Origin of the sequence: Streptomyces sp. NPDC047014, from assembly GCF_040644195.1 — a bacterium.
Classification (GTDB): Bacteria; Actinomycetota; Actinomycetes; order Streptomycetales; family Streptomycetaceae; genus Streptomyces.
The window spans coordinates 12,653-38,087 of record NZ_JBEYVX010000014.1 but is presented as its reverse complement, the minus strand read 5'-3'; the positions used below and the strand labels follow the sequence as shown (position 1 = coordinate 38,087).

Genomic DNA, 25,435 nt, shown 5'->3' with positions numbered 1-25,435 from the left:
GGAAGTAGGTCGAGATTGCGATGAGCACTCGATGAGTACGCGATGAGTACGCCCATGAAGTAGCGACGGTCCGGCGTAACCCGGACCTAAAAGGAGCGAAGTGGCTAAGGTCCGGGTATACGAACTCGCCAAGGAGTTCGGGGTGGAGAGCAAGGTCGTCATGGCCAAGCTCCAAGAACTCGGTGAATTCGTCCGTTCGGCGTCCTCGACGATCGAGGCGCCCGTTGTACGCAAGTTGACTGACGCACTGCAGGGGCCCGGCGGCAACGCCGGCAAGTCCGCTGCGAAGCCCGGCGCGCCCCGCAAGGCCGCGCCCGCCAAGCCCGCGGCGCCCTCCCCGGCCGCCGCGGCACGTCCCGCTGCCCCGAAGCCCGGCGCCCCGGCCCCCAAGCCGGCCGCCGCCGAGGCCCCGGCCGCAGCACCCGTGACGCCCGCCGCCCCCGGCCCGCGTCCCGGCCCGAAGGCCCCGGCCGCCCCGAAGCCCGCTCCGGCGGCTCCCGTGGCGACCGAGTTCTCCGCGCCTCCGGCGGCCCCGGCCGCCCCGGCGCGTCCCGCCGCGGCCCCCGGTCCCCGTCCGGCGCAGCAGCGTCCGGCGGCCCCGGGCCAGGGCGGTGCCCGTCCCGGCGCCCCGCGCCCGGCCGGTGCCACCCCCGGTGCGCAGGCCCCCCGTCCCGGCGGCTCGCAGGCCCCGCGCCCGCAGGGCGCCCGTCCGGCCGGTCCCCGTCCGGGCAACAACCCGTTCACCTCCGGCGGCTCCACCGGCATGGCGCGCCCGCAGGCGCCCCGTCCGGCCGGCGCCCCGCGTCCCGGTGCCCCCGGCGCCGGCGGCGGCCAGGGTGCTCCCCGTCCGCAGGGCGGTCCCGGCGGCGCTCCGCGCCCGCAGGGTCCCGGCGGCGCCCGTCCGACCCCGGGCGGCATGCCCCGTCCGCAGGGCGGCGCCCCGCGTCCCGGTGGTGCTCCCGGCGGTAACCGTCCCAACCCGGGCATGATGCCGCAGCGTCCCGCTGCCGGTGGTCCCGGTCCCCGTCCCGGTGGCGGCCCCGGTGGCCGTGGTCCCGGTGCGGGCGGTCCCCGTCCCGGTGGCGCCGGTCGTCCCGGCGGCGGCTTCGCCGGCCGTCCGGCCGGTCCGGGCTCGCGTCCGGCCGGTGGCGGCTTCGGCGGTCCCCGTCCGGGTGGCGGCGGCTTCGGCGGCGGCCCGGCCGGCGCCGGTGGCGGCGGCCGTCCCGGCTTCGGCGGGCGTCCCGGTGGTCCCGGTGCCCGTGGTGGCACGCAGGGTGCCTTCGGCCGTCCCGGCGGTCCGGCCCGTCGCGGCCGCAAGTCGAAGCGTCAGAGGCGCCAGGAGTACGAGGCCATGCAGGCCCCGTCCGTGGGCGGCGTGATGCTGCCCCGCGGCAACGGCGAGACCGTTCGCCTGTCGCGCGGTGCGTCCCTCACCGACTTCGCGGAGAAGATCAACGCCAACCCGGCGTCGCTGGTCGCGGTCATGATGAACCTCGGCGAGATGGTCACTGCCACGCAGTCCGTCTCCGACGAGACCCTCCAGCTCCTCGCGGGCGAGATGAACTACCAGGTTCAGATCGTCAGCCCGGAGGAGGAGGACCGCGAGCTCCTGGAGACCTTCGACATCGAGTTCGGCGAGGACGAGGGCGGCGAGGAGTACCTGCTGCCGCGTCCGCCGGTCGTGACCGTCATGGGTCACGTCGACCACGGTAAGACCCGACTGCTCGACGCCATCCGCAAGACGAACGTCGTCGCGGGCGAGGCCGGCGGCATCACGCAGCACATCGGTGCGTACCAGGTCTCCACCGAGGTCAACGACGAAGAGCGCCGCATCACCTTCATCGACACCCCCGGTCACGAGGCGTTCACCGCCATGCGTGCCCGTGGTGCCAAGTCGACCGACATCGCGATCCTCGTGGTCGCGGCCAACGACGGCGTCATGCCGCAGACGATCGAGGCGCTGAACCACGCCAAGGCCGCCGGCGTCCCGATCGTCGTCGCGGTCAACAAGATCGACGTCGAGGGTGCCGACCCGACCAAGGTCCGCGGTCAGCTCACCGAGTTCGGTCTGGTCGCCGAGGAGTACGGCGGCGACACGATGTTCGTCGACATCTCCGCCAAGCAGGGTCTGCACATCGACTCCCTGCTGGAGGCCGTCGTCCTCACCGCCGACGCCTCGCTCGACCTGCGCGCCAACCCGGAGCAGGACGCGCAGGGCATCGCGATCGAGTCCCACCTCGACCGCGGCCGCGGCGCCGTCGCCACCGTCCTCGTCCAGCGCGGTACCCTCCGCGTCGGCGACACGATGGTCGTGGGCGACGCCTACGGCCGAGTGCGCGCCATGCTCGACGACAAGGGCAACAACGTCGAGGAAGCGGGTCCGTCGACCCCCGTCCTGGTCCTGGGTCTCACCAACGTCCCCGGCGCCGGCGACAACTTCCTCGTCGTCGACGAGGACCGCACCGCCCGTCAGATCGCCGAGAAGCGTGCTGCGCGTGAGCGCAACGCCAACTTCGCCAAGCGCGTCCGCCGGGTGTCCCTGGAAGACCTGGACTCGGTCCTCAAGGCCGGTCTGGTCCAGGAACTCAACCTCATCATCAAGGGCGACGCGTCCGGTGCGGTCGAGGCTCTCGAGTCCTCGCTGCTCCAGCTCGACGTCGGTGAAGAGGTCGACATCCGCGTCCTGCACCGCGGTGTGGGTGCGGTCACCGAGTCCGACATCGACCTGGCGATGGGCTCCGACGCCATCGTCATCGGTTACAACGTCCGTGCGGCCGGCCGTGCCGCGCAGATGGCGGACCGCGAGGGCGTCGACGTCCGCTACTACTCGGTGATCTACCAGGCCATCGAGGAGATCGAGGCGGCCCTCAAGGGTCTCCTCAAGCCGGAGTACGAAGAGGTCGAGCTCGGTACGGCGGAGGTCCGCGAGATCTTCCGCTCGTCCAAGCTGGGCAACATCGCCGGTGTCCTCATCCGGTCCGGCGAGGTCAAGCGCAACACCAAGGCGCGCCTGCTGCGCGACGGCAAGGTCGTCGCGGAGAACCTCACCATCTCCGGTCTGCGCCGCTTCAAGGACGACGTCACCGAGATCCGCGAAGGCTTCGAGGGCGGTATCAACCTCGGCTCCTACAACGACATCAAGATCGACGACGTCATCGCGACGTACGAGATGCGCGAGAAGCCGCGCGCGTAAGCGCGAGGCGGTTCGCACCGTGTCGTAACGCTTCACACCGGGGCCGGTCGGCGGAATATCCGTCGATCGGCCCCGGCCGTTGCGTGTACGGTTCTGGTGACCCTGCCGGGCGACGGCCCGGCAGCCACCGAACCCGAACCGGCGGGACATCCGGAACTGCATGTACGTGGGGACTCTGTCCTTCGATCTGCTCCTCGGCGACGTCCACTCGCTGAAGGAGAAACGCTCCGTCGTCCGGCCCATCGTCGCCGAGCTCCAGCGCAAGTTCTCCGTGAGCGCGGCCGAGGTGGGAGACCAGGACCTGCACCGCAGGGCCCGTATAGGGGTAGCCCTGGTCAGCGGGGACGCGGGGTTCGTGTCGGACGTACTCGACCGCTGTGAGCGGCTGGTCGCGGCGCGTCCGGAAGTGGAGCTGCTGTCGGTACGGCGGCGGTTCCACGGTGATGAAGACTGATTGCTTGTCTGCAAGAAAAGAAGGAGACGGACCAGTGGCCGACAATGCGCGGGCGAAGAAGCTGGCGGACCTCATCCGGGAGGTGGTGGCGGAGAAGCTGCAGCGCGGTGTCAAGGACCCCCGCCTCGGTACGCACGTGACCATCACGGACACCCGCGTCACCGGCGACCTGCGGGAGGCCACGGTCTTCTACACGGTCTACGGCGACGACGAGGACCGGGCCAGCGCCGCGGCGGGCCTGGAGAGCGCCAAGGGCGTCCTGCGATCCGCGGTCGGCCGGGCGGCGGGCACCAAGTTCACGCCCACGCTGACCTTCGTGGCGGACGCCCTCCCGGAGAACGCGAAGACCATCGAGGACCTGCTCGACAAGGCGCGCGCCTCCGACGCCCAGGTGCGGGAGGTGTCCTCCGGCGCCCAGTACGCCGGCGAGGCCGACCCGTACAAGAAGCCCGATGAGGACGACGACGCCGAGGACGCGGCCGCGGAATGAGCACGCAGGGGAAGACACCGGACGGCCTTGTCATCGTCGACAAGCCGTCCGGTTTCACTTCGCACGACGTGGTGGCCAAGATGCGCGGGATGGCGAAGACCCGCCGCGTCGGGCACGCCGGCACGCTCGACCCGATGGCGACCGGCGTGCTGGTCCTCGGTGTCGAGAAGGCCACCAAGCTCCTCGGGCACCTGGCGCTCACGGAGAAGGAGTACCTGGGCACCATCCGGCTCGGCCAGAACACGCTGACGGACGACGCCGAGGGCGAGATCACCTCCTCCGCGGACGCCACCGGGGTCACCCGGGAGGCGGTGGACGCGGGGATCGCCAAGCTGAGCGGCGAGATCATGCAGGTCCCGTCGAAGGTCAGCGCCATCAAGATCAAGGGCGTGCGGTCCTACAAGCGCGCCCGCGACGGCGAGGACTTCGAGATCCCGGCCCGGCCGGTGACCATCTCGTCGTTCCAGGTGTACGACATGCGGGAGGCGGAGGCCGAGGACGGCACGAAGGTCGTCGACCTGGTCGTCTCCGTCGTCTGCTCCAGCGGTACGTACATCCGCGCCCTCGCCCGCGACCTGGGCGCCGACATCGGTGTCGGCGGCCACCTCACGGCGCTGCGGCGCACGCGGGTTGGGCCGTACAAGCTCGACCGGGCGCGCACCCTGGACCAGCTCCAGGAGGAGCTGACCGTCATGCCGATCGGCGAGGCGGCGGCCGCGGCCTTCCCGCGCTGGGACCTGGACGCGCGGCGGGCCTCGCTGCTCGCCAACGGTGTCCGGATCGACATGCCGGAGGAGTACGGGGAGGGCCGCACGGTGGCCGTCTTCGGCCCCGAGGGGCAGCTGCTCGGGCTGGTCGAGAGCAAGAACGGGAAGGCGAAGTCCCTCGCGGTCTTCGTCTGAGCCCGTGGGCTGTTCCGCCGATCCCGTCGGCGGTTCGGCCGATCCCGTCGGCTGTTCCGCCGGGTGTTCCGCCGGGTGTTGACGTGGAGCGGTGAGCGCACACGCGGTGCCGCTCACCGCTCCACGACCCCCCTCGGGTAGGTCTCTATCCATCCGGACCCCTGTATTCACCCGTCTGAGCAGGCGCTCGGAGTGAATGGAGGGAGCGTAGGGGGGCGCGTTCGCCGCCTGTGCTTTCCGTGCCGATCTTCACCTGCCTACCGTCGTGAGCACGGGGGTGCGGCGGGGGAGCGGTACAGCGGTACGGGAGTGGTGCGGCCATGGCGGAGCTCGTGACGATCTGCGATCCGGCCGGGCGGGAGCGCGGCAGCGGATTCGTCGCCGACGACCGGGGGACGGTGATCACCGCCCATGAGGCCGTGGCCGGTCCGGGCGGGCTGGTGCTGCGCGCGGGCGGCTCGGCGGCCGGGCGGACCTGGGAGGCCGGGGCGGCGGACGTCACCGTGCTGCCCGGGCTCGCGCTGGCCCTCGTCCGGACGGACGGGCTGGGGGTGCGGCCGCTTCCGGTGGCGGTACGGGGGAAGGTCGCACCGGGGACGTACGTACGGCTGCCCGCGCGCGGGTGGCGGCAGGCGCGGGTCCTCGGGGGCGCGCGGGTCGCGTCCGCGGCGGGGGGCCGCCGGCCGGGGTGGCCCGTGCCGGACGGGGTGGCCGTGGAGCTCGCGATCGGCACCGACGGGCGGGACGCGCTCGCGCTGGGCGGTGCGGTGTGCGGGGCGCCGGTGCTCGACGCGGAGACCGGAGCGGTCCTCGCGGTCCTGGGCACCGCCCTGGTCTGCGCCTCGCGCCCGGGCGTCTTCGCGGTGGCCCTGCGCGCGGCCGCCGCGACCGACCCGGGCGGGCCGCTGGCCGCGCTCCTTGAACACAACGGGGCGACCGTGCCGGGGCACGGGGCGGACCTCAACCTCGCGGGAGCCCTGGAACTCACGGCGAGAACCTGCGCGGCGCCCCTTCCGCCCACCCTGGTGCCGCGCCCGGTCCTCGCCGCCGGACTGGCCGCCTTCACGGCGGGCCCCCGCCCCGTCCTGGCCCTGGTGGGCCACCCCGGCACAGGCCGCACCACGGCCCTGGCCGCCCTGACCGCCGACCGCGCGCGCGGCCCCCACCCGGCCCCCACCCTCTGGCTCCACGGCGCCGACCTCCACGCGACGGACACGTCGCTGGCGGACGCCGCGAACCGCGCCCTGACAGCCGCCGAGGCAGCACTGCCGGCGTCGCCGGGGCGGGAGGACCCCCCGCCCCGGTATGCCTGGTGGGAACCCGCCTCCGGCGACTGGGCGTCGGCCTTGGCGGCTCCGCCCTGGCGTGACGATTTTGCACCCGGGCACCACCGGGCCGTCCCGCCCACGCCCGCCTCCGACGACTCGGCGTCCGCCTGGGCGGGTGTTGCGGCTACGCCCGTGCGTGACGATTCTCCCGACCTCGGCGACTGGGCTGACGGGGGCGGACCCGCCTGCGGCGAACCGGTGTCGGGTCAGGCTGCTGTTGCGGGCTCGTGCCGACGTGATGATTTCCCGGCTCGGGGTGACTGGGCTGACCGGGGCGGGGCCGCCTCCGGCGACGCGGTATCTGCTCGGGCGGCCGCGGCGGCTTCGCCCCGGCGGGACGACTTTGCGTCCGAGGGTGACCGGGCCGTCTGGCCCGCGCCCGCCTCCGGCGAATCGGCGTCCGCCCCGGCGGCTGTCTCGGCTAGGCCCCGGCGTGACGATTCTCCCGACCGGGGTGATTGGGCTGACCGGCGTGGGTCCGCCTGCGGCGACGCGGCGTCTGCCCAGGGCGCCGTCGCAGCCTCGTCTCGGCGTGACGATTCCCTGCCCGGGGGTGAGTGGGCCTGCCAGCGGGGAGCCGCCTCCGGCGAACCGGTTTGTGGTCAGGCCGCCGTCGTGGATTCGACCCTGCGGAGCGATCATCCGGCACCGGGTGTCCGGGGCGGCTGGCGTGGGCCCGTCTCTGGTGAAGCGGTGTCCGGGCAGGTCGATGCGGCGGGCTCGGCCCGGGGTGGCTGGGCCGGGCAGTGCGAGTCCAACTTCGGTGATTCGGCGGCGTCTCAGGCCGCCCTCGCGGGGTCATCCCGGCGGGGCGATTTCCCGAGCTGGGGTGACTGGGCCGTGCCGCCCGGGGCCGTCGCTGGCGACTCGGTGGCTGCCCGCGCTGGCCTCGGGGCTTTGCCCCGGTGGGGTGACCGGGCGGCGTCCGGGGCGCCGGGGGCGTGCGAGCGTCCGTACGTCACGGGTGCGGGTGGGGCGCAGGGCTTTGGTGCGGGGGTGCCTGTGCCGCTCGGGGAGAGGGTGGCTCGGGTTGCGGTGGGGGGTGGGCGGGGGTTGCTGGTGGTGCTGGACGGGGTGGAGGAGATGGCCCCTGGGCTTGCCCGGCGGATGGGGGAGTGGAGTGCGGCCACCGTGGCGTGGCTGGGTGAGGTCGGGGCGCGGCTCGTGGTCGTCGCGCGGGCCGAGTACTGGGAGGGGGCCGGGGCCCTCTATCCGCCCGGCGCCCTGCATGTCCCGGTGCGGGCTGCCGCCGCCGCGGGCGGGGGGCTGCCGCCCGCGCTGGTTCTCGGGGATCTCAGCGCCGCCGAGGGCGAGATCCTGCGGGCCCGGCTCGGGATCCCCGCCGGCGCCGTGGCCGGGGCCGACGCCCGTCACCCGCTCACCCTGCATCTGCTCGCCGGGATCCGCGCCGCCGGGGTCACCGCCGGCCGCCCCGGCCGCGAGGAGGTGTTCGCCGCGCACCTGGACCTCCTCTGCCTGCGCACGGCCACCCGTATCGCCGCCGCCGACGCCCCCGTGCACGCTCCCGTGCACGGCCCCGGCATCCGGAGGCTCGCCGCCCGCGTGGCCGGGCGGGTGCACGAGGCCGCGCGCCGCTGCCTCGGCCGCGGCCAGGGCCGGCTCGACCGGGCCGCCTTCGAGGAGCTGTTCCCCCGGCGCACCGGCTGGGCCTCCGCCGTCCTCGCCGAGGGCCTGCTCGTGCCCGCCGGCCCCGGCTACCGCCTCGCGCACGAGGAACTGTCCGACTGGATCCAGGGCGGCCACCTCGACCTCCGCGCCGCGCTCGCCTCCCTCGTGCACGGCCCCGCCGCCCCCGGCCCGCTCGTGCCCCGGCACCGCCTCGGGCCCGTACGCGAAGCCCTGCGCCGCCTCCCCGAGGACCGGCTGCGCGAGGAGCTCACCGCCCTCGTCCGCGCCCTCGACGCCCTCACGGCCGACCCCGCCGACGCCGTCGAGGCCGACGCCACCGCACCGGAACGGCTCTGGTGGGCCGCCCGGCTGCTGCGCGAGTCCCTGCTGGGCCTCCCCGACGCCCGCCCGTACCTGCCCGTCCTGCACGCCCTCGCCGAGCACGTGGTCCGGGCCGGCCCGGGGGAGTTCGGCGGCCGGTTCTGGAACCGGCTCCGCCTGGACGAGCCCGACCGCCTCGGCCTGCTGCGCCGCCTGCTGCCCGCCGACCCCGCCGTGGCCGCCCCCGGCGACCGCTACCTCGACGCCGTCGCCCGCCGCCTCGTCCGCGACCCCCGGCGCGTCCAGCCGCTGCTCTGCGCCTGGTTCGACGACGGCCGCCGGCTGCGCGGCCGCCCCGGGGCCACCGTCGCCACCGCCGCGCAGGCCCTCCTGCACACCCACCGCGGCCCGGCCGTGGACGAGCTCGCCGAGGCGCTGGTCACCGCCGCGCATCCCCGCGCCGACGAACTGCTCGCCGTACTCGCGGAGGAGGAGCCCTCCGCCCTCTCCCGCGCCGTGGACCGCTGGGCGCGGGACGAGCGCCCCGCGCGGCGGGCCGCGGCCGCCGCCCACGCCCTCGCCACCGCCCCCCACGTCCGCACCCCCGCCGACCGCGACCTCCTGCGCCGCGCCGCCGAGTCCCTGCTCGCCCGCCCCGCCGACGCCGCCCTGCACGGCAGCGCCCTGGCCGTGCTGCTGCGCGACCCGCTGGTGCGCGCCCGCCACCTGCCCGCCGCCCTCGCCTCCTTCCGCGAGGCCGCGCCCGGCTCCCGGCTGCCCGCGGCGGCGCTGGTCGCGGCCCTGCCCGTACTGCCCGACCAGGACGAGGTCTTCGCCGCGCTGCGGGCCCGGGCCGACGGGGAGGTGCTGCGCGCCCTGGCGGCGCTGACCACGCCGGGGCTGGCCCGGCGCGCGGGTGAGCTCGTACGGGACCACCTCGCGCGGTGTCCCGGGGCCGCGCCGGACGCCGCGTACTTCGTCGACCGGCGGCTGGAGCAGGGCCCGGCGGCCGAGGCGGTGGTGCGGCCGCTGGTGCTGGACCTGCTGCGGAACGCGCCCGTGGAGGTCCGGGTGGAGCTGGCGGCCGTACTGGGGGCGCCGGGCGGGGAGCCCTCGTATCCGCTGCGGGGCGAGCTGGCCGCCGTACTGCTGCGGGAGGAGGCGGACCCGCGCGTGCTCGACGCCTTCCTCGGGGCGCTCGCCGCCGGGACCGGGGGACGCCCGCGGGCGCGCACGCGCGAGCTGCTGCGGCGCACCGGGCGGCGGCTGCTGCGGGCCCCGGGCGGCCCGGCGGTCTTCGAGCGGCGCACGGTGGAGCTGGCCCGCGCCGAACCGGCCTTCGGGGCGGTGGTGGCGGGCTGGCTCGCGGAGTCGGGCGGGGACGCGGCGGCCCTGCTGGGGCCGGGCGCGCGGCGGACGGTGGAGACCCTGTGCGGCTCGGCCGCGGACGTGACCTGAGCTTCCGCGGCGGCGGCGGTCCCACGGCGGGCACCGGGCGGGCGCCACGCCGGTCGCCACCCCCGGCACCGGCCGGGCGGCGGTCGGCGGCCACCCCCGGCACCGGCCGGGCGGCGAGCGGACGCCGATGCGGGCCGCGGGCCACCGGCATGGCAGTCTTAGACCTGCAATCGGCAATCAGTTCAACGACCAACCGGGTTCGGGCGAGGAGCGGTCACAGTGCAGCGCTGGCGTGGCTTGGAGGACATCCCCCAGGACTGGGGACGCAGCGTCGTCACCATCGGCTCCTACGACGGCGTGCACCGGGGACATCAGCTGATCATCGGACGGGCCGTGGCCACCGCGCGCGAGCTCGGCGTACCGTCCGTCGTCGTCACCTTCGACCCGCACCCGAGCGAGGTCGTCCGCCCCGGGAGCCACCCGCCGATCCTGGCCCCCTACGACCGCCGTGCCGAGCTGATGGCCGGGCTGGGCGTGGACGCGCTGCTGATCCTGCCGTTCACGGCGGAGTTCTCGCAGCTGTCCCCGGCGGACTTCATCGTCAAGGTGCTCGTCGACAAGCTGCACGCGCGGGCCGTCATCGAGGGCCCGAACTTCCGCTTCGGCCACCGGGCCGCCGGGAACGTCGACTTCCTGCGCGAGCTGGGCTCCACCTACGACTACGAGGTCGATGTCGTGGACCTGGTGGAGCGCGGCACGGCGGGCGGCGGCGTGCCGTTCTCCTCGACGCTGGCGCGCCGGCTCGTCGCCGAGGGCGACATGGACGGCGCGTCCGAGATCCTGGGACGCCCGCACCGGGTCGAGGGCGTGGTGGTGCGCGGCGCGCAGCGCGGGCGCGAGCTCGGCTACCCCACGGCGAACGTGGAGACGGCGCCGCATACCGCGATCCCGGCGGACGGGGTGTACGCGGGCTGGCTGACGGCGGACGGCGAGCGGATGCCGGCGGCGATCTCGGTGGGGACGAACGTGCAGTTCGACGCCACCGAGCGCACGGTGGAGGCGTACGCGATCGACCGGATCGGGCTGGACCTGTACGGCAAGCACGTGGCCGTGGAATTCCTGGCCTATGTGCGGGGGATGGCGAAGTTCGAGTCGCTGGACGGGCTGCTGGAGGCGATCGCGGACGACGTGAAGCGGGCGCGGGTGCTGACGGACGCGTACGACAGCGGGCGCTGAGCGCGGGTCGTGTGAACGGGCGAGGGCCCGTACCGCTCCGGATCCTTCGTGGTCCTCCGGGGTGGTACGGGCCCTTCGCGTGCGGGGCCGCCGGGTGGGCGGTGCCGGGGCCGGTCAGCCGAGGCGGGGGTCGCGCGGGGGCTGCTGCGGCTGGCCCCAGGGCTGGCCGGGCTGGGGCTGCTGCTGGGGGTACGGCTGGCCGTAGGGCTGGGGCTGACCCTGGGGCAGCCCCTGGGGCTGCTGCTGGTACGGGGGCTGCGCCTGGGGCTGGCCGTACGGCTGGGGCTGAGCCTGAGCCTGAGGCTGGGGCGGCTGGTGGTGCTGCTGAGGCTGAGGCTGGTGCTGCTGCTGGGCGCCCCACTGGTTCTGCGAAGCCTGCTGCGCGCGGAGGAAGTCCTCGGCCACGAGCGCGGAGAGGTTGAAGTACGCCTCGCGCGTCTTGGGCCGCATCAGGTCGAGGTCCACCTCGGCGCCGGCCGCCAGGTGCTCGTCGAACGGCACCACGACCACACCGCGGCAGCGGGTCTCGAAGTGCTGCACGATGTCCTCGATCTTGATCATCTTGGCGGTCTCGCGGACCCCGGAGATGACGGTGAGGGAGCGGGAGACGAGGTCGGCGTAGCCGTGGGCAGAGAGCCAGTCCAGGGTGGTGCTGGCGCTGCTGGCGCCGTCCACGGACGGGGTCGAGATGATGATCAGCTGATCGGCCAGGTCCAGGACGCCGCGCATGGCGGAGTAGAGGAGGCCGGTGCCGGAGTCGGTGAGGATGATCGGGTACTGGCGGCCCAGGGTCTCGATGACGCGGCGGTAGTCCTCGTCGTTGAAGGTGGTCGAGACGGCCGGGTCCACGTCGTTGGCGATGATCTCCAGGCCGGAGGGCGCCTGCGAGGTGAACCGGCGGATGTCCATGTACGAGTTGAGGTACGGGATCGCCTGGACCAGGTCCCGGATCGTCGCACCGGTCTCGCGGCGGACGCGGCGGCCGAGGGTGCCGGCGTCCGGGTTCGCGTCGATGGCGAGGATCTTGTCCTGGCGCTCGGTGGCGAGGGTGGCGCCGAGAGCGGTGGTGGTCGTGGTCTTGCCGACGCCGCCCTTGAGGCTGATGACGGCGATGCGGTAGCAGGACATGACCGGGGTACGGATCAGCTCCAGCTTGCGCTGACGCTCGGCCTCGGCGGCCTTCCCGCCGAAGCGGAAGCGGCCGCCGGCGGGGTTGTTGCTGCGCGGCTTCTGCTTGCCGCGCAGCAGCCGGTCGGAGGACAGCTCGACGGCGGCGGTGTACCCGAGGGGGGCGCCGGCGTGGGGCTGGGCCTGCGGATGCGGCTGCGCCTGCGGCTGGTTGGCCTGGCCGGTGGGCCACTGCCCGGCGGCGCGGGGGTCGTAGGACTGCGGGGCGCCCGGCCCCGCGGGCGGGAAGGCATACCCGCCCTGCGGCGCGGGGGGTCCCCCGAACGAGTTCTCCCCGTGGGACGCCGCCCCTTCCCCAGGACTGACGGCCCCACCGAACCCGGCGGACCCGGCCGCCTGCGGCACGCCGTACGGCTCCTGCCCGGGCGCCGCAGGCGCGGCGGCTGCCGAGGGGGCGGGCATGGCGTACGGCTCCTGGCCGGGAGCCGGAGGCGCGGACGGGGCGGCGTCAGCGGGCGCGGCGGGTGCCGGGGCGTGAGGCATGCCGTACGGCTCCTGACCAGGCGCCGGAGGCGCGGATCCGGCGGGCGCGGGCGGCGCCGACGGAGCCGCATCGACGGGCGCGGGCATGGCGTACGGCTCCTGCCCGGGAGCCGGCGGCGCGAACCCGCCCGGGGCCGGGGCGGCGGCAGGGGCGGACGCCCCGAACGGCGCCGGGGGCGCGGCGTCCACGGGGTTCCCGTACGAGTCCACCCCGCCGGTGTGGCCCGGCGCGGGCGGCGCGGCGGGCAGCTCGGGGCCGACGGCACCAGGAGGGGTGGGCGCCCCGGGCGGCGCCGGAGGCGCGACGTACGGAGCCGGACCGGCGGCAACGTCAGCCGGTGCGGCCACGCCCGGGGGCGCCGGAGGCGCGGCAGGGACCTCGGGCGCCGGGGACACGCTGCCGGCGGGAGCCGCATACGGGTCGGGGCCGTTGGCGTTCACCGGCGCGGGTGGCGCCGGAGGCACGTACGAGTCCCGGTTGTCGGCATCGACCGGAACCGGCGCGCCAGACGGCGCCGGTACGGCCGGGGCATCCGCGGGAGTCGCAGACGACCCCGAGCCGTCGGCGTTCACCGGTACGGGTGCCGCGAGCGGAGCCGGTGCGACCGCCGCCGCGGGCGCGGCGTACGGATCCTGGTCGGCACCGCCCACCGGGCCGGGCGCGCCCAGCGGCGCCGGGGGAGCCGGTACGGCCGGGGCGTCGGCGGGAGTTGCGTACGAGCCCGAGCCGTTGCCGTTCACCGATACGGGTGCCGGTACGGCCGGAGTCTCGGCCGCCGGGGGTACGGCGTCGGCAGGTGTCGCGTACGGGTCCTGGTGGGAGACGTCCGCCGGAACGGGTGCGGCAAACGGTGCCGCAGGCGCGGCGGGCGCCACCGCAGGCGGGACGGCCGGTGCTGCGGGCGCCGCGACGGGAGCGGGCGCGTGCGGCGGCGCCGGAGGCAGGGCCTCGGGCTGTGCAGACGGCATCGCAGGCGCGGCCTCCGGAGGTGCGGGCGTACCCAGCGGCTCCGCAGGCTCGGCGAGCTCAGCCACAGGCACTGCGGCGGGAGCAGGCACGCCCAGCGGAGCCGCAGGCACGGCCTCCGGCCCGTCAAGCGGCGCCGCAGGCATGGCCTCCGGCTCCGGAAGCTGGGCCTCCGGGCCGAACGGCAGGGGCGGGGCCTGGAGCGGGGCCGAGTCCGACGGGGTGCGGGGAGCCGGCGGGGCGATGCGCATCGTCGACGGCGACTCCACGTCGGACGCGCGGTGCGGCTCGAAGCCGCTGCCCTCGGGCAGCCCCGGTACCTGCACGGCAGGCGAAGCGCTCTGCGTGTACCAGGCCGGCGGGGTGTAGTCGATGGTGAACTCGCCCGTCACTTCGGGCTCCGCGTCGGACTGATCGTCCGTCGGGACGTCCCACGTCCCGCCGCGCCTCTCGTTCCGATCGCCGCTCACTGGTCCTCCTGGTTCGTCGAACACTGGTCCGGCGCCAACCTCCGCGCGCCGCGCCTGCGCCCAGCCTAATCGGGGCCCACGCCCCCCGTCCGCCGCGTATGCCCCCACCATGCGGAGCACGCGCCAACCATCCGCCCTGTTTCCCCCGCCGTGCGGGGCCCATGGCTCCTGTCCACCCCACCTCTACGTCCCGGCCGAGCACGGCTCGTGGCCCCGCCCCCGCCGATGCCCCCTGCGGGGCAAGGCTCATGACCGCAGGCCGCTGCGTCCAGCTCCGCAGCGCCGGACCCACGGCCCCAGCCCGCCGCATCCCCGGCCGGCGGTGCCCGCTGCCCAGTACGTCGGCCCCGCGGCCCCGTCCGTTACATAACCCCGCGCCTTGCCACTCTCATGTTCCCGTCGCCATGTACTCCCTTGCCGTGCGTGACTCGTGGCCCTGCCCACCACATACGTCCCGGCCGTGCGCAGCTCGCGGCTGCGGCCCACCGCGAACACCCCTCTGGGCGGAGCCCGTCGCCTGCGCCGGGCCGGGCGCATTACCCCAGCCCACCGCGTACGCCCGCGTCGCGCGAAGCTCGTGACCCCGTCCGCTGCGTACACACCTCCCGCGTGCGGGCGGTGGCCCCAGTCCGACGAAGCGTGGGGCTTGCGTCCAGCTCGTTCCTTTATGCCCCGAGCCAAGTACGCCTCAGGGCCCCACCCCCGCCGTGCGGAGCCCATCAGCTCAACCTGCCACTTCGGCCCCGCCGGGCCGAGCCCGTACCTCCGCCGGGCGGAGCCCGTAACTCCCGTCGGGCCGAGCTCGCAACCCAGTCGGGCCGAGCCCGCACCCCCCGTCGGGCCGAGCCCGAAGCCCCCCCCGCCCCCCCAATCAGTCGATCCGCCGTGCCGCCCCCAGTAGCGCCGTTTCCGTTTCCGTGGCCTGGGTCAGGGCGAAGCGGCGGTCTCTTGGGGTGCACCACAGGGTGACGCCGTCGCCCAGCGTCGGGAGGGCGTCCACCGCCGGCTGTGGGAGGCCGAGGAGGGGGGCCAGTTGGGTGGCCTCGTCCGGGGAGACGCGCTGGATGCCCGCCACGGAGGACTGGGTCAGCAGTCTCGGGGCCGTCGGGCTCAGGTACGGGAGCAGGGTGAGGACCGACTGCCAGGGGGCTGCCGCCACCCGGCCCCGCGGCGGCCGCATGCCGCAGTCGCGGATCACCAGGACCGGGCTGCCCGCCGACGCGCCCTGCGGCGGGACCCGGCCCACGTCGTGCAGGGTCACGCACGGCTGCCCGCCCCCCGCCTCCCGGGCCAGCGCGGACCACACCTGCCCGCGCCCCGTCTCCACCGCCACGCGCGCCCCCGTCGCCGCCGCGCGCAGCGCGAGGACCTGGGCCGTCCACAGGCCGCCGATCAGCGTCACCTCGTACGGCGTCGGCCGGTTCACGCCGAGCACCGCCGGCCGCCCCTCCGCGTCCACGCCGATGACGACCCCGTCGTCCCCCACCGGCACCCCCAGCGCGTCCAGCTCCGCCGCCGGCACCGTATGCCGCTCCCGGCGCGGCCCGACCAGCCCGAAACCGCCCCTCACGCCGCCCCTCACGCCGCGCCTCACCGCGCCCCTCCCAGCGGCAGCGAGGCCAGCAGCCCCGGCACCTGTTCACGGTCGAGCCGGACCAGCCCGGCCCGCACCCCGCGCGCCGTCCGCTCCAGCTCCCGCCGCGCGGCGACCAGTTCCTCATCACTGCGCCCGGTCACCCGTACATGCCCGGTCAGCGTCACACCCTGCCGCTGCGCCGGAGCCAGCGTCAGGCTGAAATTCGTGGCCAGCGCCGGCAGCGCGGTCAGCAGCGCCACGAACTGCGGCAGCCCCGCCGCCCCGGCACCGCCGCCGAGCTGCGGCCAGCGGCCGATCCAGTACGTGGTGTGCCGCCGGTCGTCGCAGCGCCAGGTCCGCGGGGTCTCCTCCGTACGCCGGCCCGTGCTCGCCGCGCGCCCCGCCTGGGTGATCGCCATCGGGTTCGCGCACGAGGAGGTCGCCAGCGCCGCCGTCAGCTCCTGCTCCGTCAGCACGCTCGCCGTGAACCCGGCCCCCGCCAGCCGGCTCGCCAACTGGTCCGCCACCCGCACCACACACCGCTGCGCCCCCGCCGGCCCGCCCCCGCGCGCCGCGACCGCCTCCGGGCACAGCTCCGGGTCCAGCTTGAGCGCGATCCACGTCAGCCGCACCGCAGGAGTCCCCGAACGGGCCTGCAACGGCGCGTAGTTGAGGGCGGCCATCGACCGCTCGGGCAGATGCGGCGCCGGCGCCGGCTGCGTGTGCTGCACCAGCTGCGCCGACTCCAGCCGGATCCCGTCCACCTGGAGCACATCCCGTACGAGACCCAGCGGCAGCGGCCGCGCGCCCCGTTCGGGCCGCAGCGCCGTGGCGTCCGTGTCCACCTGGACCACCGCCGTCAGGAAGGTCCCGTCCCCGACCATCCCCACCGGCCGCCGGTCGCGGTCGCTGAACGTCAGGGTGCGCAGCGCCGGATCCGCCTCGACGAGCGGCGCGAGCCCCGGCTCGGTCCCCGCCGGGACGGTGAAGGCGGCGGCCCGGCGGCGCCGCGCGCGCAGGGCCAGCGCCCCGCCGATCCACTCCGGCAGGGAGCGCCGGTGGCGGCGTACGAGCGCGAGCACCGCCAGCACCGCCGCGAGGGCGCCGGCGGGGAGCAGCAGCAGCGGCTCCACGACCCACGCCACCAGCAGCACGGCGGCCGCGAGTTGGAGGAGTACGAGTTGTTGCAGTCGGAACGGGCCGAAGCGGGCGGCGCTCGACTGAGGATGCGGGGTCACCCCACCGCGTACGGGTCCGGGCGTGCCGGTCTGCGGCTCCGCGGCCGTGGCCATCACTCGTGCACGTCCCTCCCCGGGGCCGCGCCCCGGCTGCCCCACCCTACCCGGACCCCGCGTACCGCCGGTCAAGAGGCATAGTAGGTGCCCGGTCCGACTTTCGAGGCCCGGGGACCGGACCCACCGGCCGGGCCGTGCGGGGAGAAGCAGACGGTCATGGCATCACGACGCGACGAGCTCAACGCGTACACCTTTGCGAAGCGGCGCACCGTGGCGGCCTTCCTCCAGCCCTCCGCGACCGGTACCGAGGAGGGCGCGCCGCGCCCGCTGCGCGCGGTCGTGCCCGGCCTGGTCGTCGGAGCGCTGGTGCTCGCCGGGTTCGGCGCGTGGGGCATGTTCAAGCCGACGGCTCCCAAGGGCTGGGCGGAGCCCGGGACCCGCGTCATCGTCGGCAAGGACTCCACGACCCGGTACGTGGTCCTCACGACGAAGGCCGACGGCAAGGAGCAGACCCGCCTGCACCCCGTGCTCAACCTCGCCTCCGCCCGACTCCTGCTGGATCCGAAGAAGTTCAAGGTGGTCCAGGTCGAGGACAAGGTGCTCGACGCGGGCAGGCCGCCGCGCGGCCCCATCATCGGCATCCCCTACGCCCCCGACCGGCTGCCCTCCACGGCGGAGGCGGGCAGGGCCAAGCGCTGGGCCGTCTGCCAGCAGCCGGGCGGCAACGGCCGCGGCGTGCAGACCGCCACCTTCGTGCTCGCCGACCGCGAGGCGGGCCTCACCGACGACGCCCGCCGGCTCACCGACACCCAGTCCCTGTACGTGCAGAGCACCGGCCCGGGCCACGAGCGCTACCTGGTCGACGCCGCAGGCACCCGGTACAAGTTCCCCGAGGGCACCCCCGCCGCCACGACGATGACCAACGCGCAGGTCGGTACGGGCGCCACCCCCCAGCAGGTCGGCCCGGACTGGCTCGCCACCCTCAACCCCGGCGCCGACCTGGCCTTCCCCGCCCTCCCCGGCAGGCCGGGCGCCGCCGCCGGGGTCCCGGGCCTGGCCGCCGCCGACAACAAGGTCGGCATGGTGCTCAAGGCCCAGACCGGCTCCGGGACGCAGCACTACGTGGTCCTGCCCGGCAAGGTGGCCCCGGTGTCCGAGTTCGTCGCCTGGCTGCTGATCTCCGCACCGGCCACCGACGGCCTCGACATGCACGGCAAGGCCCGCGAGACCGACCTCCAGTCCCTCGACCCGGACGCCACGCCCTTCGCCGGCGACATCGCGTGGCCCCGGCGAAAGACCGGCACCGTCAACCGGACCACCCCGCCCGGGGCCGCCCGCCCGGACGGCTCCGAGGACCGCGACACCGTCTGCAACGTCCTGCGCTCGGTCGACGGCCAGGGCAACCAGACCCTGAGCACCTGGGCGGGCACGGGCTTCCCCGTCGACATCACCGCCAGCGGCACCAGCGCCTACGTCACCCCCGGCTCGGGCCTGCTTTACACCCAGGTCCAGGGCCGCCAGACCACCGCCGGAGGCGCGCTGTTCCTGGTCACCGACACCGGCCTGCGGTACGCCGTCCAGGCCAACGGCGACAGCGACACCGAGCAGTCCAGGATCGGGGCGCCCGACCAGGCCAAGGGCGGCGGCGCCGCGAACACCCGGCCCGAGGCCAGCCAGGCGCAGATCAGGCTGGGCTACGGGGGAGTCGCCCCGGCCATGGTGCCCATCGCGTGGTCGGAGTTCCTGTCCAAGGGGCCGCGCCTGGACACCAACTCCGCCCGCCAGCCGCAGGGTTCGTGAGGAAGCCGCCGATGCCCCGACCGCGCCCCCTGACCGCCACCGCGCGCCCCCTGGCCGCCACCGCCCTCGCCCTCGCGGCCACCGCCCTCGCCCTGACCGCCGCCGCGCCCGCCCCGCCCCCCGCGCCCGGGGCCCCGTACGCCCTGGGTCTCGACGGTGCGGGGGAGTGCACCTTCCCCATGAAGCAGCAGATCGCGGACCGCCCCTGGGCCCTCCAGCGGCTGCTCCTCGACGAGCTGTGGGCGCAGACCAAGGGCAAGGACAGGAACGGCCGGAGCGTGCGCGTCGCCGTCATCGACACCGGCGTGGACCGGAACAACCCGCAGCTCACCGCCGCCCTCGACACCGGCGCGGGCAAGGACCTCGTCGACCCCAAGGGCGGCGACGGCACCGCCGACGCCGTCGGCCACGGCACCAAGGTCGCCGGGCTGATCGCCGCCCGCCCCCAGGAGGGCACCGGCTTCGTCGGCCTGGCACCCGAGGCCACGATCATCCCGATCCGGCAGAACGACGGCCAGGGCAAGGGCGACGCCCTCTCCCTGAGCCGGGCCATCGACCACGCCGTCGCCAAGGGCGCCCAGGTCATCAACGTCTCCCAGGACACCGACGTCCCGCTGTCCGCGGACTCCGAGCTCGGCACCTCCGTCCGCAAGGCCCTCGCCGCCGGCATCGTGGTCGTCGCCTCCGCGGGCAACGACGGCACCAGCGGCCAGAAGCGCAGGACCTACCCGGCGGCCTTCCCCGGGGTCCTCGCCGTCGGCGCCTCCGACCGCAACAACGAGCGCGCCGAGTTCTCCCAGCCCGGCGACTTCATCGGCGTCGCCGCCCCCGGCGTCGACATGGTCTCCACCGTCCCCGGCTTCGGCCAGTGCATCGACAACGGCACCAGCTTCTCCGCCCCCTACGTCGCCGGGCTCGCCGCCCTGCTGCGCGCCGAGCACCCCGACTGGACCGCCCAGCAGATCGTCTGGCAGATCGAGAACACCGCCGAGCGCTCGGTCAACGGCCGCGACGACTACGTCGGATGGGGCGTCGTCGACCCGGTCCGCGCCCTCGGCCAGGACCAGCAGCCCCCCACCGCCCCCGTGCCCGACCCGGGCCCGCCCCCGGCCGCCGCCCCGCAGGCCGCCCCGCTGCGGCTGACGGAGTCGGCCCAGGAGCGCGAGGAACGCCTCGGCACGTACGCTCTCGGCATCGGCGCCGTCCTGATCGCCGTCATCGCGGGCACCGCGACCGTCGTCCGGGACGCCCGCGCACGCCGCCGGCGTTTGCAGTGAACGGTCCGGGTCCTCCGCGAGAGGGGCCCGACCCGTGTTGGGCGCCGCAGCCGAACTGGCTAAGGTGGGCGCAGGCTTCACGAGTGTGATCGGGGGATCGCGTGGAGCGGAGGGGGACGACCCGGGGCGAGCGGCGCGCAGCCGCGCCCGCCCGGTCCGCTCCGCAGCACGATCCGCCGCTCCCGCCGGCGAATTCAGAAGTGAGGAGCTTCGATGAGCACGAACACCTTCGGACTTGCGGACGACCCGGTCGTCCGGGCGAAGAACAAGATCCAGGAGACCGGCACCGCCGTCTCCAAGCAGGCCCGTGAGCTGGCCGACATCCTCGCCACCGTCAGCGCCGGCTGGACCGGTGTGGGCGCCTCCGGCTTCATCACCGCCCAGAGCACCCTCAACGACAGCCACGACGAGATCCGCCGGCTCCTCGGCGTCCTGCACAACGCGGTGGCGCAGACGAAGAACCTCAGCAACGCCCAGGACGACGAGGTGCGCGCCGCGTTCAAGAACGCCGTCCAGACCGCGCAGCCCGGCGCCGGCCAGCGCTCGGGCCTCGACGGCATCTGAGCACACGCCGCTTTCCAGTCGGTCACAGCGAGAAGGAGCAGAGCATGACGGCGAACGACGGCACCCGGGTCCGGTACGACTCCGTCCAGCAGATGGCGGACCGCATCCGGGTCGTCTCCGGGAACATCATCAAGGACCTGGAGCAGATGGAGCAGGCCCTCAAGGTCGTCACCGACACCTGGGACGGCGAGGCGCACCGCGAGTACGTCACCCTCCAGGGCAAGTACAAGGGCAAGGCCAGCACCATGCAGGCGGAGCTGGAGAAGGTCGCCAAGCTCATCGAGCGCGGCAAGGACGACTACCGCGCCACCGACAAGCGGGCGTCGACCCTCTTCACCGAAGCCTACTGATCCCGGTACGGCACCCACCCCGGGCGCCGTACGCGCCGAAGGGGCGCGCCCGCATCGGGCGCGCCCCTTCGCCGTGCCGGCCGGCACCTCAGTGGTGGTGGTGCCGCTCCAGGTCGAACTCGCCGTCCCTGGCCCCGAGTACGAACGCCTCCCACTCGGCGGCCGTGTAGCGCAGCACCGTCTCCCGGTCCAGCGACGAGCGCATGGCGACCGCCCCCTCGGGGAGCCGGGCGATCTCCACCCGCTCCTCGTCCGGGCTGCTCCCGGGCGGGCCCTCCCACTCCACACCGCTGATGTCGAGCGCGTACAGCTCGTCCTTCTCCTGCTGGGTGCCCATGAGCGGCCTCTCCCTCGGTGGTGCGGTCTTCACGGCCGATTATCGGGGCATCGCCCCCGGCCGGGACAGTTTTCCGCCGATCCGCCCGCCCACCGGGGGAGTACGGCTCAGATCCCGCCCGGCATCCGGCCCAGCTGCACCAGCGAGGTGCCCCGCCGGCGCGAGACGAAGTAGCCCCGGCCCGGCGGCATCGGCCGCGGCCGCACCGTACCGACCAGATCGCCCTCGGCGGGATCGCCCGACAGGACGAGGCCCTGCGCGCCCAGCTCCTTGATCCGCTGCATGAACGACTCGTACATCGAGCGCGAGGCGCCCGCCGTGCTGCGCGCGATGATGAAGCGGACCCCCGTGTCCCGGGCGAAGGGCAGGAAGTCCACCAGCGGCCCCAGCGGATTGCCCTGGCTCGTCGCCACCAGGTCGAAGTCGTCGATGATGATGAACACGTCCGGGCCCGTCCACCAGCTGCGGTCGCGCAGCTGCCGCGGCGTGACGTCCGGCGGCGGCTGCCGCCGCGAGAACACCCCGCCCAGCGCCTCCATGTGCATCTGGAGGGAGTTCGCCATCGGCGCGTACTCCAGCAGGTGCTCCTCCGGCAGCGAACCGAGCAGGGTCCGCCGGTAGTCGCCCACCACCAGCCGCGCCTGGTCCGGGGTGTAGCGCTCCGCGATCTGCTTCGCGATCAGCCGCAGCAGGTTCGTCTTGCCCGACTCGCTCTCACCGAAGACGAGCAGGAAGGGATCGGCGTCGAAGTCGACGAACACCGGCTCCAGACCGGTCTCGTCGATACCGATCGCGATACCGCGCTCGGGGAACTCCCCGCCCTTGGGCAGCTGGTCGGCGCGGAGCAGCCGCGGCAGCAGCCGCACGCCCGGCGCCGAGGCGCCCGCCCAGTTCTGCCGTACGGCCTCCACGAAGGCGGTCGTCGCCTCCGACAGGTCCGCCGTGTCGTGGGAGCCGTCGATCCGCGGCAGCGCCCCCAGGAAGTGCAGCTTCTCCGGCACCTGCCCGCGGCCGGGCATGCCCTGCGGGACGTTCGCCGCGACCTTCCGGTCGAACTCCGAGTCCATGGTGTCGCCGAGCCGCAGCTCCAGCCGGCCCAGCATCTGGTCCTTGAGCGCCGCCCGCACCTCCATGTAGCGCGCCGCGGTGATCACCACATGGATGCCGTAGCCCAGACCGCGCGCCGCGATGTCCGTGACCACCTGCTCCAGGCCCTCGTACTCGCCGCGGAACGTGCCCCAGCCGTCGACGATCAGGAACACGTCGCCCCACGCCTCGTGCGGCAGGTCGCCAGCCGCCCGGCGGCGCCGGTAGGTGCCGATCGAGTCGATGCCGTGCGCGCGGAAGAACTCCTCGCGGCGGTTGAGGATGCCCCCCACCTCCGCGACCGTGCGCCGCACCCGCTCCGGGTCCAGCCGCGAGGCGATCCCGCCCACGTGCGGCAGCCCCGACACCGACGACAGGCTGCCGCCGCCGAAGTCCAGCCCGTAGAACTGCACCTCGCGCGGGGTGTGCGTCAGCGCGAAGGCCGACACCAGCGTCCGCATCAGCGTGGACTTGCCCGACTGCGGGCCGCCGACCACCATCAGATGGCCCGCCGCACCCGAGAAGTCCCGGTACAGCACCTCGCGCCGCTGCTCGAAGGGCTTGTCGATCAGCCCGAGCGGCACGACCAGCCCGCCCGGCCGCGTGTACCCCTCCGCGTGCAACCCGCGCTCCGCGCCCGGCGCCAGCGCCGGCAGCAGCTGGTCCAGCGCCGGGGCCCGGTCCAGCGGCGGCAGCCACACCTGGTGCGCCGGCACCCCCTGCCCCTCCAGCCGGCCCACGATCACGTCCAGCACCGTGTCCGCGAGGGCGTCGTCCTCCCGCGCCTCCCGCGCCGCGAGCCGCGCCGGGTCGGGAGCCGCGTACACCACCGGCACCGGAGCCGCCGTGAACAGCGCCGGCCGCCGCTCCACCGGCAGCGCCCCCACCGACAGGTCCGGGCCGCCCGAACGGTAGGTGCCCGAGACGTAGGCCGCCTTGAAGCGCGTCATCTCGTCCGTACCGAACTTCAGATAGCCCGAACCGGGCACCGACGGCAGGTGGTAGGCGTCCGGCACCCCGATCGCCGTCCGTGACTCCGCCGCCGAGAAGGTCCGCAGACCGATCCGGTACGACAGGTACGTGTCCAGCCCGCGCAGCCGGCCCTCCTCCAGCCGCTGCGAGGCCAGCAGCAGGTGCACGCCCAGCGAACGGCCGATGCGGCCGATCTGGATGAACATGTCGATGAAGTCCGGCTTCGCCGTCAGCAGCTCGCTGAACTCGTCGATGACCAGCACCAGCGAGGCCAGCGGCTCCAGCGGGGCACCGGCCGCGCGGGCCTTCTCGTAGTCGTGGATGTTCGCGTAGTTGCCCGCCGAGCGCAGCAGCTCCTGACGGCGCTGGAGCTCCCCGCGGATGGAGTCGCCCATGCGGTCCACCAGCGTCAGGTCGTCCGCCAGGTTCGTGATCACCGCCGCCACATGCGGCATCCGGCCCATGCCGGTGAAGGTGGCACCGCCCTTGAAGTCCGCGAGCACGAAGTTCAGCGTCTCCGAGGTGTGCGTGACCGCCAGCCCCAGCACCAGCGTCCGCAGCAGCTCCGACTTGCCCGAACCGGTCGCGCCCACGCACAGCCCGTGCGGCCCCATGCCCTCCTGCGCCGCCTCCTTGAGGTCCAGCATCACCGGGGCGCCGTCCTCACCCACCCCGATCGGTACGCGCAGCCGCTCACCGGCCGACCGCGGCCGCCAGGTCCGCGCCACGTCCACGGCCGCCGCGTCGCCCAGGTTCAGCAGGTCCGTGAAGTCCAGGTTCGCCAGCAGCGGTTCGTCGTCGTCCCCGCCGCCCGTGCGCAGCGGCGCCAGCTGCCGGGCCAGCGCCTCGGCCGCCGGCAGCGACAGGGTGTCCGGTACGCCCTCGTACGCGACGCCCGCCCCCGACTCCAGCCGCAGCCGCCCCGGCCGCACCACCACCGACAGACCGCCGCGCGGCTCGTCCAGCTCACCCGCGACCACCTCCACGATGGTCACCCCCTGCAAGCCCTCCGCCGCCGCGAACACCGAGTCCGGCGGCACCAGGGCACCCCGGGCGGAGCCCGGGTCCAGGACCACCACCAGATGCGGCTGGTCCAGCACCGGCGAGGTCTCCCGGCTGAACCGCGGCCGGCCCTCCAGCCGCGGCCCCAGCAGCGCCTCCAGCTCGGCCAGGTCGTCGCCGAACAGCCGCTTCGTACCGGCCCCGTCGACCTGCCCGGCCACCTGCGTGTGCGGCAGCCACTTCGTCCAGTCCCACGCCGCCACCGCACCCGGCGCGGCCACCACCGCCACCACCAGGTCCTCGGGCGAATGCAGCGTCGCCAGCTGCGCGACCACCGCCCGCGCCGTACCCCGGGCGCACTCCGCCTCCCCGGACACCGTCACGTGGTAGAACGCCCGCATCGACAGCGCCACCGGCAGCCCGTCCAGCGAGGAATGCACCTGGAGGAAACGCTGCATCGCGCCCGCCGTCAGCGGCTCCAGCTCGTCCACCGGCGCCGTCTCCGGAGCCACCAGCGGCGTCGACAGCCGCTGCACGCCCAGCCCCAGCCGCGCCTGCCCGAAGTCCGCGTCGCCCACCCGGCGCTCCCACAGCCGCGAACCCTCCGCGACCACCGACCACAACTGCTCCGGAGCCGGGTGCAGATACAGCTGCGCGTCCCGCTGCGCCCGCGCCGTCCGGCGCACCTGACGCCGCGTCTGGGCCAGATACTTGAGGTAGTCCCGGCGCACATCGGCCATTTGCCCCTGTGTACCGCGACGGTGCCGGACCAGCTGCGCGATCACCATCGCCACCGTCGACACCAGCATCAGCACACCCATGATGCGCATGAACGGCGCCGCACCCGGCATGAAGAAGAACACCACGGACGAGCCCATGCCGAGCATCGGCAGGAGCTGCATCAGCATGCCCTCCTGCTGCCCGCGCGGCAGTTCGGGCGGGGACTCCAGCCTCAGCTCCTCGGAGGGAACCTCCGGCGGCAGGGACCGCGGCGGGCGTTTGACGACGATCTGGCTCACCGGAGCATCCATCCCTCGACAGCGGACGGGACGACACAGCCGGCGCCCCCAAGTCCCGGGTACGCGGGGGCGCTCCCCCCACGCGACCGCGATCCTACTTGCCGCCCCCCGCCCCCACTCCGCCAGGCGGCCCGGCCCCGCACCCCCTGTAGGGTGAC

General features: G+C 74.9%; 15 protein-coding genes. 10 read left to right on the top strand and 5 right to left on the bottom strand.

Translation table 11 applies throughout. The features are described 5' to 3' along the window. Positions 1–100 precede the first annotated feature (100 nt). The 6 genes from infB (at position 101) to ABZ873_RS11660 (ending at position 10,951) form a co-directional block, all read left to right on the top strand. Positions 101–3,193: a translation initiation factor IF-2 gene (gene infB, locus ABZ873_RS11685; RefSeq protein WP_360868891.1), complete on the top strand. Its 3,093-nt coding sequence runs from the start codon at positions 101–103 to the stop codon at positions 3,191–3,193. A 160-nt stretch (positions 3,194–3,353) separates the two neighbouring features. Next, complete coding sequence (locus ABZ873_RS11680) at positions 3,354–3,647, top strand: DUF503 domain-containing protein (protein ID WP_030227569.1); 294 nt, start codon at positions 3,354–3,356, stop codon at positions 3,645–3,647. Positions 3,648–3,681: 34 nt separating this feature from the next. Next, entirely contained in the window at positions 3,682–4,137 is a 456-nt protein-coding gene (gene rbfA / locus ABZ873_RS11675; protein ID WP_360868887.1) for a 30S ribosome-binding factor RbfA, read from the top strand. Then, entirely contained in the window at positions 4,134–5,039 is a 906-nt protein-coding gene (truB, locus tag ABZ873_RS11670; protein ID WP_360868884.1) for a tRNA pseudouridine(55) synthase TruB, read from the top strand. Before rbfA ends, truB begins: the two co-directional genes overlap by 4 nt. A gap of 320 nt (positions 5,040–5,359) precedes the next feature. Further along, complete coding sequence (locus tag ABZ873_RS11665; RefSeq protein ID WP_360868881.1) at positions 5,360–9,775, top strand: hypothetical protein; 4,416 nt, start codon at positions 5,360–5,362, stop codon at positions 9,773–9,775. A 219-nt stretch (positions 9,776–9,994) separates the two neighbouring features. After that, the gene (locus ABZ873_RS11660) at positions 9,995–10,951 is read left to right on the top strand and encodes a bifunctional riboflavin kinase/FAD synthetase (RefSeq protein WP_360868879.1); all 957 of its coding nucleotides are present in this window, start codon (positions 9,995–9,997) and stop codon (positions 10,949–10,951) included. Between the two features lie 114 nt (positions 10,952–11,065). On the opposite strand, the gene ABZ873_RS11655 is transcribed toward ABZ873_RS11660, so the two are convergent. The 3 genes from ABZ873_RS11655 to eccE form a co-directional block, all read right to left on the bottom strand. Continuing rightward, positions 11,066–14,059, bottom strand: a complete 2,994-nt coding sequence (locus ABZ873_RS11655; RefSeq protein ID WP_360868876.1) for an SCO5717 family growth-regulating ATPase — start codon at positions 14,057–14,059, stop codon at positions 11,066–11,068. 871 nt (positions 14,060–14,930) lie between these two features. After that, complete coding sequence (locus ABZ873_RS11650) at positions 14,931–15,629, bottom strand: hypothetical protein (RefSeq protein WP_360868873.1); 699 nt, start codon at positions 15,627–15,629, stop codon at positions 14,931–14,933. A gap of 20 nt (positions 15,630–15,649) precedes the next feature. Beyond that, positions 15,650–16,927, bottom strand: coding sequence for a type VII secretion protein EccE (gene eccE / locus ABZ873_RS11645; RefSeq protein WP_360868870.1), 1,278 nt, complete (start codon positions 16,925–16,927; stop codon positions 15,650–15,652). 159 nt (positions 16,928–17,086) lie between these two features. Here eccE and eccB point away from each other — a divergent pair, with 159 nt between their 5' ends. The 4 genes from eccB (at position 17,087) to ABZ873_RS11625 (ending at position 20,861) form a co-directional block, all read left to right on the top strand. After that, positions 17,087–18,670, top strand: coding sequence for a type VII secretion protein EccB (gene eccB, locus ABZ873_RS11640; RefSeq protein ID WP_360868867.1), 1,584 nt, complete (start codon positions 17,087–17,089; stop codon positions 18,668–18,670). An 11-nt stretch (positions 18,671–18,681) separates the two neighbouring features. Then, on the top strand, positions 18,682–19,947 hold the full coding sequence (mycP, locus tag ABZ873_RS11635; RefSeq protein WP_360868864.1) for a type VII secretion-associated serine protease mycosin: 1,266 nt from the start codon (positions 18,682–18,684) through the stop codon (positions 19,945–19,947). A gap of 213 nt (positions 19,948–20,160) precedes the next feature. Next, complete coding sequence (locus tag ABZ873_RS11630) at positions 20,161–20,511, top strand: hypothetical protein (RefSeq protein ID WP_360868861.1); 351 nt, start codon at positions 20,161–20,163, stop codon at positions 20,509–20,511. Positions 20,512–20,555: 44 nt separating this feature from the next. Further along, positions 20,556–20,861, top strand: coding sequence for a WXG100 family type VII secretion target (locus ABZ873_RS11625; RefSeq protein ID WP_360868858.1), 306 nt, complete (start codon positions 20,556–20,558; stop codon positions 20,859–20,861). Between the two features lie 88 nt (positions 20,862–20,949). Here ABZ873_RS11625 and ABZ873_RS11620 read toward each other — a convergent pair whose 3' ends face one another. Further along, positions 20,950–21,198 (bottom strand): DUF397 domain-containing protein, encoded by a 249-nt coding sequence (locus ABZ873_RS11620; protein WP_360868855.1) that lies wholly within the window; start codon positions 21,196–21,198, stop codon positions 20,950–20,952. Between the two features lie 107 nt (positions 21,199–21,305). Continuing rightward, on the bottom strand, positions 21,306–25,277 hold the full coding sequence (gene eccCa, locus ABZ873_RS11615; protein ID WP_360868852.1) for a type VII secretion protein EccCa: 3,972 nt from the start codon (positions 25,275–25,277) through the stop codon (positions 21,306–21,308). Between the last annotated feature and the right edge of the window lie 158 nt (positions 25,278–25,435).